This is a genomic window from Nocardia sp. NPDC058518, from assembly GCF_042719655.1.
Classification (GTDB): domain Bacteria; phylum Actinomycetota; class Actinomycetes; order Mycobacteriales; family Mycobacteriaceae; genus Nocardia.
In genome coordinates, this window is record NZ_JBHXNJ010000006.1 from 290,233 (window position 1) to 308,144 (window position 17,912).

The 17,912-nt window shown below is 65.2% G+C and carries 19 protein-coding genes and 1 tRNA gene; 10 read left to right on the forward strand and 10 right to left on the reverse strand.

Translation table 11 applies throughout. The annotated features are described in order from the left end of the window. Window positions 1-58 precede the first annotated feature (58 nt). Window positions 59-808, forward strand: coding sequence for a histidine phosphatase family protein (locus ACFWPX_RS14120; RefSeq protein ID WP_378927750.1), 750 nt, complete (start codon window positions 59-61; stop codon window positions 806-808). A 399-nt stretch (window positions 809-1,207) separates the two neighbouring features. Here the strand turns inward: ACFWPX_RS14120 and ACFWPX_RS14125 are convergent, their stop codons facing one another. Beyond that, window positions 1,208-2,320, reverse strand: coding sequence for a helix-turn-helix domain-containing protein (locus ACFWPX_RS14125; RefSeq protein ID WP_378927751.1), 1,113 nt, complete (start codon window positions 2,318-2,320; stop codon window positions 1,208-1,210). A 309-nt stretch (window positions 2,321-2,629) separates the two neighbouring features. Between ACFWPX_RS14125 and ACFWPX_RS14130 the strand changes: the two genes are divergently transcribed. Beyond that, window positions 2,630-2,884: a hypothetical protein gene (locus ACFWPX_RS14130; protein ID WP_378927752.1), complete on the forward strand. Its 255-nt coding sequence runs from the start codon at window positions 2,630-2,632 to the stop codon at window positions 2,882-2,884. Then, window positions 2,884-3,054 (forward strand): hypothetical protein, encoded by a 171-nt coding sequence (locus ACFWPX_RS14135; protein WP_378927753.1) that lies wholly within the window; start codon window positions 2,884-2,886, stop codon window positions 3,052-3,054. Before ACFWPX_RS14130 ends, ACFWPX_RS14135 begins: the two co-directional genes overlap by 1 nt. A gap of 540 nt (window positions 3,055-3,594) precedes the next feature. Here ACFWPX_RS14135 and ACFWPX_RS14140 read toward each other — a convergent pair. From ACFWPX_RS14140 to ACFWPX_RS14150, 3 genes are all read right to left on the reverse strand, one after another. Next, window positions 3,595-4,407 (reverse strand): PadR family transcriptional regulator, encoded by an 813-nt coding sequence (locus ACFWPX_RS14140; RefSeq protein ID WP_378927754.1) that lies wholly within the window; start codon window positions 4,405-4,407, stop codon window positions 3,595-3,597. A 1,097-nt stretch (window positions 4,408-5,504) separates the two neighbouring features. After that, window positions 5,505-5,648: a helix-turn-helix domain-containing protein gene (locus ACFWPX_RS14145; protein WP_378927755.1), complete on the reverse strand. Its 144-nt coding sequence runs from the start codon at window positions 5,646-5,648 to the stop codon at window positions 5,505-5,507. An 85-nt stretch (window positions 5,649-5,733) separates the two neighbouring features. Beyond that, window positions 5,734-6,078: a recombinase family protein gene (locus ACFWPX_RS14150; RefSeq protein WP_378927756.1), complete on the reverse strand. Its 345-nt coding sequence runs from the start codon at window positions 6,076-6,078 to the stop codon at window positions 5,734-5,736. A 269-nt stretch (window positions 6,079-6,347) separates the two neighbouring features. On the opposite strand from ACFWPX_RS14150, the gene ACFWPX_RS14155 reads away from it, so the two are divergent. Beyond that, complete coding sequence (locus tag ACFWPX_RS14155; RefSeq protein ID WP_378927757.1) at window positions 6,348-7,064, forward strand: hypothetical protein; 717 nt, start codon at window positions 6,348-6,350, stop codon at window positions 7,062-7,064. After that, entirely contained in the window at window positions 7,057-7,500 is a 444-nt protein-coding gene (locus ACFWPX_RS14160) for a hypothetical protein (protein ID WP_378927758.1), read from the forward strand. The genes ACFWPX_RS14155 and ACFWPX_RS14160 overlap by 8 nt, the downstream gene beginning before the upstream one ends. Window positions 7,501-7,916: 416 nt before the next feature. On the opposite strand, the gene ACFWPX_RS14165 is transcribed toward ACFWPX_RS14160, so the two are convergent. From ACFWPX_RS14165 to ACFWPX_RS14190, 6 genes are all read right to left on the reverse strand, one after another. Then, entirely contained in the window at window positions 7,917-8,294 is a 378-nt protein-coding gene (locus ACFWPX_RS14165; RefSeq protein ID WP_378927759.1) for a hypothetical protein, read from the reverse strand. Between the two features lie 10 nt (window positions 8,295-8,304). Beyond that, on the reverse strand, window positions 8,305-8,634 hold the full coding sequence (locus ACFWPX_RS14170; RefSeq protein ID WP_378927760.1) for a DUF4158 domain-containing protein: 330 nt from the start codon (window positions 8,632-8,634) through the stop codon (window positions 8,305-8,307). Window positions 8,635-9,004: 370 nt separating this feature from the next. Continuing rightward, window positions 9,005-9,076 (reverse strand) — tRNA-Val (locus ACFWPX_RS14175). Between the two features lie 32 nt (window positions 9,077-9,108). Beyond that, entirely contained in the window at window positions 9,109-9,573 is a 465-nt protein-coding gene (locus ACFWPX_RS14180; RefSeq protein ID WP_056821170.1) for a peroxiredoxin, read from the reverse strand. Between the two features lie 73 nt (window positions 9,574-9,646). Beyond that, window positions 9,647-10,069 (reverse strand): DUF3052 domain-containing protein, encoded by a 423-nt coding sequence (locus tag ACFWPX_RS14185; RefSeq protein ID WP_056821168.1) that lies wholly within the window; start codon window positions 10,067-10,069, stop codon window positions 9,647-9,649. Window positions 10,070-10,196: 127 nt separating this feature from the next. Beyond that, window positions 10,197-10,745, reverse strand: a complete 549-nt coding sequence (locus ACFWPX_RS14190) for a hypothetical protein (protein ID WP_378927761.1) — start codon at window positions 10,743-10,745, stop codon at window positions 10,197-10,199. Between the two features lie 216 nt (window positions 10,746-10,961). Between ACFWPX_RS14190 and aceE the strand changes: the two genes are divergently transcribed. From aceE to ACFWPX_RS14215, 5 genes are all read left to right on the forward strand, one after another. Continuing rightward, entirely contained in the window at window positions 10,962-13,844 is a 2,883-nt protein-coding gene (aceE, locus tag ACFWPX_RS14195; protein ID WP_378927762.1) for a pyruvate dehydrogenase (acetyl-transferring), homodimeric type, read from the forward strand. 44 nt (window positions 13,845-13,888) lie between these two features. Further along, window positions 13,889-15,190: a PucR family transcriptional regulator gene (locus tag ACFWPX_RS14200; RefSeq protein WP_378927825.1), complete on the forward strand. Its 1,302-nt coding sequence runs from the start codon at window positions 13,889-13,891 to the stop codon at window positions 15,188-15,190. Between the two features lie 127 nt (window positions 15,191-15,317). After that, window positions 15,318-16,232 (forward strand): ACP S-malonyltransferase, encoded by a 915-nt coding sequence (locus ACFWPX_RS14205; protein ID WP_378927763.1) that lies wholly within the window; start codon window positions 15,318-15,320, stop codon window positions 16,230-16,232. A gap of 79 nt (window positions 16,233-16,311) precedes the next feature. Further along, window positions 16,312-16,617, forward strand: a complete 306-nt coding sequence (gene acpM, locus ACFWPX_RS14210; RefSeq protein ID WP_056821158.1) for a meromycolate extension acyl carrier protein AcpM — start codon at window positions 16,312-16,314, stop codon at window positions 16,615-16,617. Window positions 16,618-16,626: 9 nt separating this feature from the next. After that, window positions 16,627-17,883: a KasA/KasB family beta-ketoacyl-ACP synthase gene (locus ACFWPX_RS14215; RefSeq protein ID WP_378919238.1), complete on the forward strand. Its 1,257-nt coding sequence runs from the start codon at window positions 16,627-16,629 to the stop codon at window positions 17,881-17,883. The last annotated feature ends 29 nt before the right edge of the window (window positions 17,884-17,912 follow it).

Consider the following 17,912-nt stretch of genomic DNA (forward strand, 5'->3'; position numbering starts at 1 on the left):
TTCCGGTTCTTCGGCATACCTGAATTGGCGTTCGCCACTATGAAAGGCATTCCCACCCATGCGAATCCGATCTCTTCGACTGCCCATTGCGGCGATGGCGGCCGCGGTCGCGGCCACAACCGTTACCACCGGCGTCGCGTCCGCCGATATCGACTTCGGAAGCTCCGGCAGCGGCAGCAGCTCCGGCAGCAGCGGCAAAATGGTCATCACCCTGGTGCGCCATGCCGAGTCCCTCGGTAACACCTCCGGCCTGATCGACACCAAGGTGCCCGGACCCGACCTGACCTCACGCGGCCGGACACAGGCAGACAATCTGGCCATCCAGCTGGCCGACAAGAATTACGACTGCGCCTTCGCGTCGAACATGGTGCGTACCGAGCAGACTGCGGCACCGACCGTCGCCGAGCAGGACCTGAGCCTCGACATTCAGCCCGGTTTCCGGGAGATCGAGGCAGGCCAGTACGAGGGCACCCCGGAGGCCCAGGCGCTGTCCGGGTACCTCCAGGCGCCGATCAAGTGGCTCGACGGCGACCTGAACGCACGGATTCCAGGCTCCATCGACGGCAACGAGTTCGACGGCCGCGTCGATCAGGCACTGCTCGATGTGCAGCGCCGCGGCTGCGCCAACCCGGTGATCTTCTCGCACGGCGGCACCATCATGTTCTGGTCGATGATGAACGCCGACAACGCCGACAAGAGCAAACTCGGCACCGATCCGATGCGCAACGGCGGCCGCGTCGTCCTCGAGGGCAGCCCGCAGAAGGGCTGGACGATCGTCGAGTGGGTCGGCCACCCGGACCTGGGCTGATTCACCCTTCCGCGCCCCGGATGTCACCGACACAATCGATGGCACCGGGGCGCGGTTGTATCTCAGCCCAGGTCCCCCATGGCGCAGTCGTCCACCGCGCCGCTCGATGTTCGGTGCTGATCCTTGCCCCACGTCAATCGCGTGGGGCAATCCCGAAGGCAGCTTCGCAGGCTTTCCACCTGCGACAACATCTGTGGGCGCAGAGGGGATCGAACCCCCGACCGCTGGTGTGTAAAAGCGCCCATCATCGTCCGCCCGGTCCTACTCCGTCCGATGAGTCCAGATCAGAGCGGTATCCGTGTCCGTGGTGTGCTGCCCTGCCCGCCCCGTATCGGCCTGTCTTGGCAAGCTCTAGGCAAGCTCCAGGTTCGCCATATCCGGCCGCTGACCTGCGCAGATTCATGCCGGGTAGGTGTCGTGGAACGCTTCGCGCACGATGGCCGCGCCGTGCGCGTCCTGCTGCCCGATCCCGCTCACGATCTCCGACACCCGCCAGTAGTGCGACGGGACCAACCGGCCGCCGGTGACCACGCCCAGCGCCACGTTCGCCGCCTCATCTGGCTTGTCAGCGGCGACCAGCGCGAGGCCGAGGTCCAAGCTCGCCATCGCGATACGGCGCGGCCTGACACACACGGCGCGCTCCAGATCGGCGACGACGTGGCGAGCGTAGACCTCGGCCGCCGGGTCACCGAGCCAGGACAGCGTGGTCGCGACGTAGGTATCGGCCTTGGATGGGTCGTAGCGAAAGTGATGCTCCGGCCGGTCGGGGGTGCGTAGACCGGACACCAGGCGAGCGACGCTGCGCAGCGCCCCGTATGTGCCCGCACTGTCCCCGATGCGGGCCAGGGCGCGGCCCTGCTGCGCGGTCGCCTGGATGTAGGCCGAGCTGTCGGCCGGGGCGATGTCGCACGCCGCCTGTGACAACTTGACCGCTTCGGCGAACTCCCGATTGATGAGGTGCTGCCAGGCCCGAGTCTCCAGCGTCCAGGCCGATATTTCGGGGTGCTCGGACTCTTCGGCGATATCGCGGGCGGCGCGCAGCCGGGAGGCGGCGGCGGGTAGTTCGTCCAGGTCTATGTGGCACGTCCCGGCCAGCAGCGAGAGCCACCCGGCGGTCACCAGCAGGCGGCGGTGCTGGACCAGGGTCATCTTCCCATCCAACAACCGCGCGGTGTACCCCATGTGTTGCCGGATATCGACCAGCAATTCGGCGGGCGCGGTGGTGGAGTAGGCCGACGCCAGATCGTCCACGGCCATTTCCAGCCGGTCCAGGGTGTCCCCGCCGACATCGGACGCCGCGACCCGCCGTATCCATTCGGCCCCGGCGCGTTCTCCATCGGCCGATTCACCCAGAGCGGCGGTATAGGCGGCGGCGACCTCAGCCGGCACCGGCCGCTTGCCGGACTCGATGAGCGACAGATACGCGGGTGAGTAGTGCGTCAGCCGGGCGATTTCGCGCAGCCCTATCCCAGCCGCCTCACGCGCGGCTCTCAGCTGTGCGCCCGGTTCCATCGCGGTGATCCTTCGGCTCGGTGAGCTGTGAACACTCTGTCAACACCGTAAGCCTGTGACCACCAATTATGCACGTCTAGCGTTGATTTCAGCCCCACCGCCGGGGTATGCCGGGCACCGCTGCTCGGCACATCGGGCGCAGCGAGCTGCGTAGACGATGGCGAAAGCTCTGCGGCGGTGGGCGCATCGACAATGGCCCACAGGGGGACCCGTGACACTGCCCCAGCGCTCGCCGCACACGAAACCACCGCACCCGGTAGAAATTGCGCCACCCGAAGTGATCCGGCGGCTATTCGCCGCGCTCGATCGGTGGGAACCGAAGCGGCGGACATCGTGAGCGGCCCGGTACAGCTCGGCCTGGACGAACTGACCGAACGGGCTGCGCTGCGCTCGATGGCGATCCGCAAGGCGCACGAACCGCCCTATGGCTGGGAGCTGTACAGCCCGTTCCGAGTGGTCGTGACGGGGTCGCTGGACAACGTGGCCGATTGGCTCACGGCGGCCGAAGCGCGCGACGATCAACCGCCGGTGCTGAACCTGGCAGGCGAGCGGGCGGACGGGTGATGACGGTGCTCGGTTTCGCTGTCGCGATCGGCCTGCCGCTGCTCGTGCTGTTCGGGGTGATCGTGTGGCCCGAACCCGCCGCGCCGGAGCACACGGTGGACGCGGTCCGGGCACGCCTCGAGGCGGAGACCGAAGGCCGTCGCGGTCATCGCCGACCGCCGCCGTGGTGATCGGCCGACCCGCTGTGATTGTTCGAACATTGCTACATACCAGTGCTCGCCGAACGGGCCGCTCAGCGGGTCTGGACCTCTGTGAGTTCCGTCCCGACGGGAAGGGAAGGACGAATTCTTCGCCGACATCTCCGATGGCGTCTGAGACCGCGGTGGTGACGATGATGCGGTCCTCATAGAGTTGCCGGATTCGCACCATGTGTCCGCGGTAATGGAATCGGTTCGCAAGAAATCGCAAACCGCGGTACTCAAGCGCCTCCTCGGCGTCGCCCCAGTTCGAGACCTGATCAAGGAACCAGCCCAGACGATCGATGGGAACGAGGTCAGGAGCCTGAGACTCCAGATCGATCCAACCGATGACTTCACCGTCCTCACGTCAGTGCGGGATCCAGTGTGCCGGAATGGACTTCATGATCATCAGACTATCCGGACCGGACTGGTCCCACTGGGCACGTGCAGACGACCTCGAACATCGACACCCGCTTCTGACCGGCCGAATACACGGATCTCTGACCCCCGATAAGCGGGGGTTTCGGGCGGTCAGTCTCCGGCCGGGAATCCCTCTGTCCTGATCTCCACCGCCGCTGCGGCGCCGTTGCGCAGGGGCTGCCTCCAGACGACCGCATCGCTCATGAGAACAACATAGGTACCCAGCGGGCCCTGTTTGCTCAGCGTTACGTCGCCGGTGAAGGTGTGCTGCTCCCCCTCGGACATGACCGTGATCGAACGCTGTGGCGATTGCGCCACCTGCCCGCTGGCTTCGGCGCGTCGTTGGACAGCCGCAGTGACCTGGCGATATGCGTCCTCAAGCGCCAACTTCTCGTACTCCGAGCGGAGCTGTCTTTCCCTCTCGGCGCTGATCAGAATGTCTGCCTGGGCTTGCACTCGTTTTATCAGCGCTTCCTGAGCGATCGCCCCTCGCCTCAAGTTTTCTCGCACGAGGTTGTTGTTGGCCCGCTCCAATCTCTCGTGCTCTCGCCTCTTTTCCTCCTCCTTGATCCAGGCTGCCCGCTCCCGCTGGCGTCGAGACTCCCGCACCCGCACCTGCTCTGGGGACAGTGGAGGTTGGGCGCGGGTGGTGAACTCTCGCAGCGCCCGTACGGCTCTCGGGTGCGCGCCAGCCGTTAGAAAGTAGTTCTTGCGAGGTCGGCGCCCTTCCTTCACGGCATCGATGGCTTCGACCTGCCCGGTAATCCAGCCGGCCTCTTCCAGGCGGCCGAGAATCGGATACAGCGTGCCGCTGGCCAGATCAAGGCGCTTCATCAGGTCGAACCCATACTGCGGCTCAGGAGTGTTGACCACGAATTCGCGCAGTACGACCACAGTCCACAGCGTCATCCGGATGTCGCGCACCCTGCCTACCTCCTGCTAGTACCGACCGGCGTCGGGAGCTGGGACGGCAGCTGTAGCGCTGGATTGTCCTGCGCCACACCTGACTTCGACGCGCGAACAAGCCAGCAGCATCGACTTGACAGAAGCGGCACCTGTTTGAGCCGCAAACCTGCCAAAAACCCAGCATTCTAGAGCCTTTGACCACCTACTATATAGATACTCTACATAGGGTCTGAGCTGGCACTCTACCTAGGCAGTGGCGTAGATCACTTGACGCCCATGAGGGCTGAGCAGAGACTAAAGACCTTGCCAGCCAGTTTGGGCGTGGGTTCTCGAACCACCAGCCCTCATCGTGACGCACGTCACACGAGGGAGTCGGGACTGGGGGCAAACAGAAAGGCCCGAATCGCGTTGGTGCGGCTACACCTAGCGACCCGGGGCCTCAAACCGAGAGTGTTACTGACGAGCTGCGTTCAGCAGAGCGGCAATCACGTACAGACACATCGCGACCGACCTGGCCGACTCGGCTAGGTCGGTCCGGTTTGCGGAGTCGAGCACCAAAGAGATGGCGTCGAGCGCCGTTCCGGCGGCGGCGCATTGCTGCCCCGCCCACTCCGTCCATTCAGGCCCGCCCCCCGAAGGGGAAGCGCCATTCTGGACAGGGACCTCATTAGGGCACATCGTGAACCTCATTCACTCGGTGACCGTCCGACCGTTTGACCGGACGGCAGGTCCCCCCCGCGGGCGGGGGCCTTCCGAGATCACGCGTGATGATGCCTTGATCTACGAGATCACCGTTAACCCTAAGCGCCAGAACCCAAGTCCCAGAATGTGATACAGGACACGTTCCGAGTCGGGAATGCGGCGATCCCCATGCATGCGCCACGTAAACGGCTGGCAACCAGGGCATTTCGCCTAACCAAGCGACCAGTTATACCGCGGTGAAACCTCTAAGCTACCCATCGGTAGAAATAGACACGCCCGATAACATACCGAACCGCCTCATTTCACAGGGCCGGAAACCGCCAGAAACCGCACTCCCGCAAAGGATCGCGACCACTAGACACACCGCGGTTGAGTCACCGCCGCAGTCGCCGACGGCGTACTCGCCACCGGAGTCAGGGCGTCGGATCAGCTGGTGCAGCCTTAACTTCGCCATGGACGACGGCCAGGCTGACCCCCACGCCGCGTGAGATCTCGCGCAGCGATTGCCCTTCCGCACGCCGCGCCATGATCGCGCGGCGCTTGTCGTCATCGACCACCCGAGGCCTACCGCCTTTGCGTCCACGCCGAGCCGCGGCGTCCAGGCCGTCGCGGGTCTTACGGGCTATGTCGCGGCGCCAATCCTCAGCCAGGGCGAGCGCCAGATCGAGAATGAGGTTGCGTTCGGTGTGCTCGCCGGGCGGCGATGCCGTGCAGCACCTTGACCGAGATTCCTTGCTGGAACAGATCGTTGAGCACGATCAGCCCCGCGAGGAGGTTTCGGCCGAGCCGATCTGCCTCCTGCACGGTCAGTAGGTTGCCGGGCCGCAGGTAGGCCAGGGCTGCCTGAAGGCCGGGCCGGTCAGCGACCTTGAGTGTGCCGCTGATCTTCTCGTCGAACACCTTCACGCAGATCGGGTCGAGGTTGTCGTGCTGGCGCGCGGTCTCCTGCTTGCTCGTGCTGACACGGACCAGACCGACCAACGCCATGAAAACCACTCCGCCCGTTAGGAAACGTGTTCGACAACCGGGGATGAGACTGCCTGTTTCCGAACGGGTTTCCGAACATCCGCGCCTGCAAGTCCGCCACTGGTGTTACTCGCAGCGGTAGATGGCGGTGTTCTCGCACCATCAGGTGGCGCCGATGAGACCGACTGTGGGCCTCGAGTCGAAGTGATAAGGCTGTGAAGCGCGCGACCTGAGAACGCACGCTTGTGAGTGTTCGAAGTCGTTTTCAGTGGCGCTTGAAGTGCTGTTCAGTGGCCGCGCCTAGGGCTGGTGTCGGAAGGTGCGCTAACTCTCCGGCGCTCCGCGACGATGTCATGGCTATGTTGACCAGCCCGGATGATCTCGGCAAGGTTGTGGCACACGTCAGGTCGCTTGGCCTGGAACCGCGCGAGGCTGAGCGCCGATGGGACCATATCGGCGGTGTGATCGTCGATGCGTCGCTGCAGCCACGGACGAAGTACAAGGCAGTGGTCCTTCCACGGGTTCGGAAGGTGATCTCGCAGTGGCCGGACGCGGCTGTGCTGTCGGGCTTTCGGCGCCGACTGGAGTCCGATGATCTGTCGGATTTTCTCGGCTGGAGTCCGGCATCGCGCAAGCTCACCGTCGTCGCCGATCTCACCGCAGCACTGCACTCGTTGGGGATCGAGACGGTGCATGAGTTGGCCGCCTGCTACGACGGGGGTGATCGCGAACAGCAGACGCGGCGCGCTCTGCGCCAGGTCAAGGGCGTCGGGCCCAAGACCGTCGACTACATCGCGATCTTGACAGGCTCGACCGGGCATGTCGCTGTCGATATGCACATCGCCGGATTCGTTCGCGCCGCCGGTGCCCACAGTGGTGACTACCGTGCGCTCAACGCCCTGATCACTCGAGCCGCCAGCGAATTGGGTTGCAGTGCAGGTGCCCTCGATGCGGCAATCTGGAACTACATGAGCGGCAGAGATCGTCGAGGGGACACCGATGCGTGAACTGCCGCAACTCCAGCCGCGTGGCCGGCTCTACATCGCCACCGGGGTTCCGTACCGGCAGGCGTTGAAGGACTACTTCAACCAGGAGGGCAATGCGAAGGTGTGGGTCCTGGACTACGGCTACCGTGCCGGCGATCTCATCCTGACCGCCATCCAGACCTCACCGCGGATGTTCATCGCGCTCGAAGTCGCAGCGGCCGACGGTGCCGGGGGAACCAACATCCAGGTCGACTGGGATCGCAGCGTCGAGTTCACCAACGGTATCCTGGCCGATGCGGTAGCCCAGCGCGCCGGGATCGACAGGTTCGACTTCCAGTCCTACTACGTGGGGTCCGATGCTCGACGTATCTGGAAGGCCCTCGACGAGGAGTACCGGCTGGACAGGCCATGGTTCACTCCCGAACGCTGGGCCGACCTGCACGACGAGCGGAAATGACCCGCATGATCGGCTGTCAGGGATTGAGGAGTAAATCCGCCCGATCCGACGCTAAGGATTTACGGCAGATAGCGGCGCACTATCTGCCGTAAAAGGTGAGTCGTCCTGGCGCGACGGCACCTTCGCTACGGGGCGGCTCGGGAAACTATCTGCTGTAGCGCGGGAGGCGGTCGAGATGGGCGCGGTACGGACGCTGCCGATAGTCGTGGCGGGGGTGCGGTTGGCGGATGGGGTGAAGGTGTTTCTGGAGACGATCGCCGTCGACAACACCCGGGTGTCGGCCGAAGCGCTGGGCGATGGCAGGCCGAGACCGACCCCGGCCTCCAGGCGTAGGCGGTAGCTCGGCCGGTCCAGGTCGATACATTCTTTGCACTTCCTGACAGCTTCAGAACTCTGAGGCCGTTGCGGCAAGGAATTCAGCCACCTATCGAGCAGACCTGACCTCCACCGCCTGAGAAGGCAATGACCAGGCCATACCCGACCATCATCGTGATGATCCCGACGCTGCTCACGATCCGCCAGGGCCGGTCGATCCGATGGCGATACGCCCACAGGTACGTCAGCAGGAGAAGTCCGACAGCCAGCATGATGCCGGCGCCTGCCACCTGAAAGACCTGAGCAGTCCTGAACTCCGCATCGCGTAATGCTTTGCCGACACTGGGTGCGTCGCTATAGACGCCTCCCCCATAGGACCCATCGCAGTAGTCACCGCCCCCACGGGTGAATGCATAGCCGCCCAGGAAGATGGCCGGCCCGAGGAAGATCGAGGCCACGGTATATACCACCGCGAGCACAACCGGCCACCTACTGGCTCGGAGACCCTCCGCGCTCGACGACTCTTCCCCGCGCACCACCACCATACGAACACTCCCGTTCCCGGCCACAACACCACCATCGCCGACAGTATCGACAGATGCGATCAGGGGGCGCCTCGAGCGGATCGGCCAAGAACCTGCCGAGCTGCCGGACCGTCACGACCTGAAGCGCGAAACCCAACCGGTTGTAGTCCCGACGCCGGCCTGCGACCAGCCGCCGGTCTTCGTCATCAAGGTGGAAGAACCGCTCCAGCTCAATACGGGACAACGCCCCGAACCGGCCGTAGCCGCCCTCATCGTCACCACGAAATGAAATCACCTGTAGGTCAACACCGCTCGATGTTCAGCGCTCAACGCCGGATCGGGCGGATCTGCTCCTCGACCCCGCGTCGATATCCCCCAACGTCATGGCGCACAGGGTAGTCCGGTCCTCATGCGCTGGAAGCGCGATTCGAACCCGGACCACCGGCACCGCGGGGCTCACAAGACCAATCCTGTCCGACCTGGCCTGCGTGCCAGCGTTGACGGGAGGTTCCGCCGCGCGGCGCCTCGTCGCATGCCGTGCGTTACGAAACTCCGCGCGCCGATTTGGGTCTGCCAGTTCTGCGGCTGACCTGCACGTTCCTCAAGTGATATCGGGGGAGTGGAGCCGGGCGAAAGAAACAGTGTCTGACATGCTGTTTCATAGGTGGGCGCAGAGGGGATCGAACCCCCGACCGCTGGTGTGTAAAACCAGTGCTCTACCGCTGAGCTATACGCCCTGGCACCGCCGGGGAGTACCGGCGGTGTCGGGTTATGAATCTAGCGCGGCGAGGGCTTTCTCCCAAGCCGCCTGGTCACGGGCTTGTCCGGGGCCGTTCATCTCCGCGAAAGTGATGTAGCCGGACTTGTCGACAACGAAGGTTCCGCGGTTGGGGTAGCCGGATTTCTCGTTGAAGACGTCGTAGGACTGGGTGACGGCGCCGTGCGGCCAGAAGTCTGACAGCAGGGGGAACAGGTAGCCCTGTTCCGCGGCCCAGATCTTGTGGGTGGGTGGCGGGCCGACGGAGATCGCGATGATCTCGGCGTCGTCGTTCTGGAACTTGGGCAGCTCGTCCCGGACCTTGCACAGCTCGCCCTGGCAGATGCCGGTGAAGGCGAGTGGATAGAACACCAGCAGCACGTTCTTCTTGCCGCGATAGTCCGACAGGGTGACGGGCTGGTTGTTCTGGTCCTTGAGCGTGAAATCCGGCGCGAGAGTGCCAACCTCTAGCGGCATACTACGAATCCTCCGTCGTGTCGGGTCCCAGCCGGGCTCGCGAGCCCAACTGAGACCCTAGCGAACGGCGGATTCAGCGCTGTTTGGACGGTGCCTTCGGCTGAACGAGCCGTGAGGCCGTCCAACTGCCGAGGCTGATGGTGGATGTCTGGGTCAGGCCGGCCGTGGGTGCGGCTTCGGCGATCTCGCTCGGATCGACATGGCCCTGTTGACCGGTCTTGGGGGTGAGGACCCAGATGAAGCCTTCATCGGCCAGCGGGCTGATGGCATCCATCAGCTCGTCGGCCAGATCGCCGTCACCTTCTCGCCACCACAACAGGACGGCGTCGACGACCTCATCGGAGTCTTCGTCGACCATTTCGCCGCCGCTGACCTCCTCGATCTCGGCGCGCAATGCGTCGTCGGTGTCCTCGTCCCAGCCCAATTCCTGAACAACCAAGCCGTGAGAAATGCCAAGCTTCTGAGCGTAGTTCTGCGCGTCCGCCGCGGCGACCACGGTGGTGTCCTCCCTAAACTTCCGACAGTAAGATAGGTGCAAGCGAACATGGTTATCGGCCGCAGCGCAAGCTGATCGGATGAATTGGGACCGTATGCCGCGTGTCGGCAGGGCAAAATCGACCGTCTCAACAGGCGTCGTGGACTGCGGTGCGTGCCTGGTTGATGGCCTTGCTGGCTTCGTTGAGCTTGCCGACAGGTGAGTTGTAGGTCATCTTTCTGGTCTGCGCAGACAGCTCGCGCGCCGCGACGACATAGGCGGTGAACTTGTCGGCCAGCTCGGTCGGCAAGGCGCCCGCCGCGGCGACGACGCCCGACTCGACTTTGGTCGCCGCGTTGTCGAGGGTGGTAGCGGCGGACTCGCGCTTGGCGGCGTAGTCGGGGGCGTTGGTGTCGTGCGCGGAGACGAAGTCGTTGTAGGCGGTGACACCGGCACCGGTGGTGGTGGCGAACTGTCCGCAGTTGTCGGTGATCGCCCGATCTCGCGCGGCCGCGGCGCGCGAGGACGCGGCTGCCGAGGACGACGCGGCGGCCGCGGTCTTGTAGGCGGCCACTTCGGCAGCGTCGGTCGTCGGTGTGCCGGGGATCTGCTCGGCACAACCCGCAACCACCGAACCCGCGGTCACGGCGGCAAAGGCACAGATCAGCCCCAGTCGGCGCGCGTGCAGCACCCTCATCGTCCGGCGTTCCCTCTCACTCACGTGCGCGACTCGTATTTCCCCCGCAGAACCTACCTAATGGTATTCCCGCTGAGGTGATGACCTGGGCAGCCGTTTCGGTAAGGATGGGGGTGCACCCGAACCTTTCGTAACGGGTGGTCCGCACACCAAGCGGGCAGGCCCGGGGATAGCGACGCCGACCAAGCAGTTCAGCCCCCTTCACGAGGAGCAGATTTGACCGACCTGATCCACTCTGCAGCTTCCGACGATCCAGTCGCGACCTCCGCCGCGGGCGGTGAATCCACCACCAAACCCACCGGTGAACGGGTACGGGTCATCCGCGAAGGAGTGGCGTCGTATCTACCGGATATCGACCCGGAAGAGACCAGCGAATGGCTGGAATCCTTTGACGACATGCTCGACCGGGAAGGCCCGGGTCGCGCCCGCTACCTGATGTTGCGCCTGCTCGAGCGCGCAGGCGAACGCCGTGTCTCGATTCCGGCGCTCACCTCCACCGATTACGTCAACACGATTCCCACCGAGAACGAACCGTGGTTCCCCGGTGACGAGGAAGTCGAGCGCCGCTTCCGCGCCTGGATCCGGTGGAACGCCGCGATCATGGTGCATCGCGCGCAGCGCCCCGGAATCGGTGTCGGCGGCCATATTTCGACGTACGCGTCCTCGGCGGCGCTGTACGAGGTGGGTTTCAACCACTTCTTCCGCGGCAAGGACCATCCCGGCGGCGGCGACCACATCTACATCCAGGGCCACGCCTCGCCCGGCATCTACGCGCGCGGTTTCCTCGAGGGTCGCCTCAGCACGGACCGGCTCGACGGATTCCGTCAGGAATACAGCCACGGTGGCCTCGGCAAGGGCCTGCCGTCCTACCCGCACCCGCGGCTGATGCCGGACTTCTGGGAATTCCCGACGGTGTCGATGGGCCTCGGCCCGATGAACGCGATCTACCAGGCCAGGTTCAACCACTACCTCACCGATCGCGGCATCAAGGACACCTCCGACGAGCATGTCTGGGCCTTCCTCGGCGACGGCGAGATGGACGAGCCGGAGTCGCGCGGCCTGATCCAGGTGGCAGCCAACGAGGCACTCGACAACCTGACGTTCGTGATCAACTGCAATCTGCAGCGGCTCGACGGACCGGTGCGCGGCAACGGCAAGATCATCCAGGAACTGGAATCGTTCTTCCGCGGTGCCGGCTGGAACGTGATCAAGGTGGTCTGGGGCCGTGAGTGGGACGCGCTGCTCGGCGCCGACCGTGACGGCGCGCTGGTGAACCTGATGAACTCGACCCCCGACGGCGACTACCAGACCTACAAGGCGAATGACGGCGCGTACGTGCGCGACCACTTCTTCGGCCGCGATCCGCGCACAAAAGCGCTGGTGCAGAACATGTCCGACAGCGAGATCTGGAATCTCAAGCGCGGCGGCCACGACTACCGCAAGGTCTACGCGGCGTATTCGGCGGCGATGGCGCACAAGGGCCAGCCGACGGTGATCCTGGCCAAGACGATCAAGGGCTACACCCTCGGCAAGCACTTCGAGGGCCGCAACGCCACCCACCAGATGAAGAAGCTGGCGCTGCAGGACCTCAAGGACTTCCGTGATCTGCAGCGCATCCCGATCAGCGATGCCGAGCTGGAGAAGGACCCGTACCTGCCGCCGTACTACCACCCCGGCATGGACGATCCGTCGATCCAGTACATGCTGGCCCGGCGCAAGTCGCTCGGCGGTTTCGTGCCCGAGCGTCGCTCGCCCGCGAAGCCGCTGAAGCTGCCGGGCGACGAGGCCTACCGTTCGGTGCGCAAGGGTTCTGGCAAGCAGAAGGTCGCCACCACGATGGCGCTGGTACGCCTGGTCAAGGAACTGTTGCGCGACAAGGAGATCGGCAAGCGCATCGTGCCGATCATCCCCGACGAGGCACGCACCTTCGGCATGGACTCGTGGTTCCCGACGCTGAAGATCTACAACCGCAACGGCCAGCTCTACACCTCGGTCGACGCGGAACTGATGCTCGCCTACAAGGAGAGCGCCGCCGGGCAGATCCTGCACGAGGGCATCAACGAGGCCGGTTCCACCGCGTCGTTCACCGCGGTCGGCACCTCCTACGCCACCCATGGCGAGCCGATGATCCCGCTCTACATCTTCTATTCGATGTTCGGGTTCCAGCGCACCGGCGACAGCTTCTGGGCCGCGGCCGACCAGCTGGCGCGCGGATTCGTGCTCGGCGCCACCGCGGGCCGCACCACCCTCACCGGTGAGGGCCTGCAGCACAACGACGGGCAGTCGCTGCTGCTGGCGTCGTCCAATCCGGCGGTGGTGACCTACGATCCGGCGTTCTCGTTCGAGATCGCGCACATCGTCCGCGACGGTCTGCGCCGGATGTACGGCGGCGGCGAGGCACCAGCGAGTCAGCTGCCCGGCACCGACGTGCCCGCGGTCGGCACGTTCGGCGGGGAGAACATCTTCTACTACATCACCCTGTACAACGAGCCCTACCAGCAGCCGGCCGAGCCCGACGACCTCGACGTGGCGGGTCTGCTCAAGGGTCTGTACCTGTACCAGCGCGGTGGTGAGGGCGAGGTTCGTGCCCAGATCCTCGTCTCCGGCGTGACCGTGCCCGACGGGCTGCGGGCGCAGGAGATGCTGGCGCAGGAGTGGGGTGTGGCCGCGGATGTGTGGTCGGTGACCTCGTTCGGCGAGCTGCGCCGCGAGGCACTCGACAAGGAGATCGCGGCGCTCAAGCACCCTGATTCCGATCCGGGTTCGCCCTATGTCACCCAGGCGCTGTCGGCCGCGCGTGGACCAGTGGTCGCCGCGACGGACTGGATGCGCGCGGTGCCCGATCAGATCCGGCAGTGGGTGCCCGGTGACTACATCACCCTCGGTACCGACGGGTTCGGCTTCTCCGATACCCGCACGGCCGCTCGCCGGGTGTTCAACGTCGACGCGCAGTCGGTGGTGGTCGCGGTGCTGGAGGGCCTCGTCCGGGACGGCACCTTCGACAAGGCCAAGGCGGTGGAAGCGGCCGCGAAATACGGCATCGACAGCGTGGCCGCCGCGCCGAAGCCCAGTGCGGACGCGGCAGAGGAACTCGCGTAGCGGACTATTGGACTGTGGAGCGCAAACCGCCGCGGCCCCGTCGGATCACCGAGGGCACCAGCGAACACGAGGTCTATCTGCCGACGGGGGCGTTGTCCCCGAACCGGCAGACCCGTGATCCGCTGCCCGACACGCTGCTCAAGCGGGTCAAGCAGTTCTCGGGCCGTCTCTCCACCGAGGCGGTGGGGTCGATGCAGGATCGGCTGCCGTTCTTCGCCGATCTGGACGCCGCGCAGCGAGCGGGCGTGCAGATGCTGGTGCAGACGGCGGTCGTGAACTTCCTGGAGTGGTTGCAGGATCCCGACTCCGATATCCGCTTCAGCCTGGACGCGTTCCAGGTGATTCCGCAGGATCTGGCGCGGCGGCTCACGCTGCGCCAGACCGTGGACATGGTGCGGGTGGCCATGGACTTCTTCGAACAGTGGCTGCCCGCGCTGGCGCGCAACGATCGTCAGCTGGTGGCGCTCACCGAGGCGGTGCTGCGATACGGGCGTGAGCTCGGCTTCGCGGCCGCCTCGGTGTACGCCAGCGCCGCCGAGTCGCGCGGTGCGTGGGATACCCGCCTGGAGGCCCTGGTGGTCGACGCGGTGGTCCGGGGTGACACGGGCCCGGACATGCTTTCCCGGGCCGCCACGTTGAACTGGGACGCCACAGCGCCCGCCACGGTGCTGGTCGGCACGCCCCCGCTGGACCAGGGTGTGTCCACGGTCGGCGCGGTGCACACCATCGCGACCAAACACGGCAGGGCCGCGCTGGCGGTGGTGCAGGGTGCGCGACTGGTGATGGTGGTCAGCGGGCACCTGGGGGAGTCGGGCATCGGTTCGCCGTTCCTCACCGATCTGCTGGCCGAGGTGTTCTCCGACGGTCCGGTGGTGATCGGCCCCACGATGCGCACCCTCGGCGCCGCGCACGCGTCGGCGATCGAGGCATTGGCGGGGATGGAGGCCGTTGTCGGCTGGCGCGGGGCGCCAAGGCCCGTTCACGCGACCGAGTTGTTACCGGAACGCGCGTTGCTGGGCGATAGAGCTGCGATAGAGGCGTTGAACGAGTATCTTGTGCTCCCGTTGGCTGCTGCCGGATCTTCGTTATCCGACACACTCGACGCGTACCTGGATTGTGGTGGAGCAGTAGAAACTTGCGCTCGGCAGCTGTACGTCCATCCAAATACCGTTCGGTACCGACTCAAACGAATCGGCGAAGTCACCGGCCGTGATCCGATGAATCCGCGGGATGCCTATGTGCTCCGAATCGCAGCAACAGTGGGCCGTTTGACACGAACGCATAACGAATCATCTCCTCCTGTCACAGAAACCCCACCCGTCCCACTGGCTCACGACCCCCTGTAACGGGATTGGCGAATCGGTCGATCCCGACACCCCACCTCGGATTTTGTGGGACCCCTACAAAAGCGATCGGAAAGCTTCATTCGCGCCGACATCTCGTGCGGCGGGGGTCACAGTGTTGTCTTAGGGAGTGATCGCGTTGCTCACCCCTGGACAGGGGTCCCAGACACCCGGCATGCTCACGCCGTGGCTCGCACTTCCCGGTGCGACTGATCGCCTCGAGCTCTGGTCGAAGGCCGCAGGCCTCGATCTGGTCCGTCTCGGCACCACCGCGACGGCCGAGGAGATCGTCGACACCGCGGTGACGCAGCCGCTCGTGGTCGCCGCCGCACTGCTCGCGTTCGCCGAAATCGCCCCCGGGTCGATTCCGGCGGATACAGTCGTCGCCGGACACTCGGTCGGCGAATTCGCCGCAGCCGCTGTCGCCGGTGTCATCACCGCCGACGAGGCAGTCGCCCTCGCCGCCATCCGCGGCCGGGAGATGGCCAAGGCGTGTGCGCTGGAGCCGACCGGCATGTCCGCGGTGCTCGGTGGCGACGAAGCCACCGTGCTCGCACGGCTCGCCGAACTCGATCTCGTCCCGGCCAACCGCAACGCGGTCGGCCAGATCGTCGCAGCGGGCCGCCTGGAAGCTCTGGCGGAGCTCGCCGCGAACCCGCCGGAGAAGGCACGGGTCCGCGCGTTGCCCGTCGCCGGTGCGTTCCACACCGTCTTCATGGCCCCGGCGCAGGAAGCTGTCGCCGATGCCATCGCCCAGATCTCGCCGAGCGATCCGATCCGGACGCTGCTGTCGAACTTCGACGGACAACCGGTCACGTCGGGCGCCGACGCGATCGAAAAGCTCGCCGCTCAGGTCACTCGCCCCGTGCGCTGGGACCTGTGCAACGAGACCGTTCGCGCCGCGGCCGTCTCGGCCGTGGTCGAGCTGCCGCCCGCGGGCACGCTGGTCGGCATCGCGAAGCGGGAACTGAAGGGCACGCCCAATCTGGCCCTCAAGACCCCCGAAGACCTCCCCGCGTTGGTCGAACTGACCACCTCGGGCTAGCTTTCCCCCGGCGGCCGTGCACAGCGAAGTGCAGGCCGTTCACGACCCTACAAATAGAAACAAGAAGGGAGCCACCAAAGTGGCCGCTCTGACCCAGGAACAGATCGTCGAAGAACTCGGCAAGATCATCGAAGAGGTTACGGGTATCGAACCCTCCGAGGTGACCCTCGAGAAGTCCTTCGTCGACGACCTGGACATCGACTCGCTGTCCATGGTCGAGATCGCTGTGCAGATGGAAGACAAGTACGGCGTCAAGATCCCCGATGAGGATCTGGCCAGCCTGAAGACTGTCGGTGACTCCGTCGCTTACGTCCAGAAGCTCGAGGCCGAGAACGCCGATGTCGCCGCCGAGCTCAAGGCCAAGTTCGACAGCGCCGGCGAGTAGGGCCGAACTTTGACCACTCCTGCTCCCAGCACTTTGAACGGGAACTTCCCCAACGTCGTCATCACGTCGATGGCGGCGACCACGTCGATCGCTGGTGATGTCGATGCGACGTGGAAGGGACTCCTCAACGGTGAGAGCGGAATCGACGTTCTCGAGGATCCTTTCATCGAGGAATACGACCTGCCGGTGCGAATCGGCGGTCACCTGAAGGTCAGCCCCGACACCCTGTTGAGCCGGGTCGAGATCCGCCGCATGGCGTATGTCGAGCGCCTGGCGACCGTTCTCGGTCGTGAGGTGTGGAAGAACGCGGGCAGCCCTGAGGTCGACAACGACCGTCTCGGCGTCGCGATCGGCACCGGACTCGGCGGCGGCGACGCCCTGATCGACTCGGTCGACAAGCTGAAGAACGGTGGCTATCGCAAGATCTCGCCGCTGGCTGTTCAGATGGTCATGCCGAACGGTCCGTCGGCGGTCGTCGGTCTCGAGCTGAAGGCCAGGGCGGGAGTGGTCACTCCGGTCTCGGCGTGCTCGTCGGGTTCGGAGGCCATCGCCAACGCGTGGCGGATGATCGTGATGGGTGATGCCGACATCGTCGTCACCGGTGGTGTCGAGGGCTTCATCTCCGATGTGCCGATTGCGGCGTTCTCGATGATGCGCGCCACGAGCACCCGCAACGACGACCCGAAGGGCGCGTCTCGGCCGTTCGACAAGGACCGAGATGGTTTCGTCTTCGGCGAAGCAGGCGCACTCATGGTTGTCGAGACCGAGGAGCACGCCAAGGCGCGCGGGGCGACCATCCACGCACGCCTGCTGGGTGCGGGCATCACCTCCGACGGGTACCACCTGGTGGCGCCTGATCCGGAGGGAACCGGTGCAGGACGCGCCATGCAGCGCGCGATGCGAACCGCCGGATTGTCCCCGCGTGACATCGCGCACGTGAACGCTCATGCGACCGCGACTCCGATCGGCGACCTCGCCGAGAAGAACGCGATCCATTACGCCGGGGTGCAGCACGCTTCGGTGTACGCGCCCAAGTCGGCACTCGGTCACTCGATCGGTGCCGTCGGCGCCCTCGAGTCGATCCTCACGGTGCTCTCGATTCGGGACGGCATTGTTCCGCCGACGCTGAACCTGGACAACCAGGATCCGGCGATCGATCTCGATGTGGTGCACGGGGAAGCCCGTCGCCAGGAAATCGAGTACGCGATCAACAATTCCTTCGGTTTCGGTGGGCACAACGTCGCGCTCGCCTTCGGTCGGGCATAAGCCGCCGACTGCATTCCGATCCCCGGTGG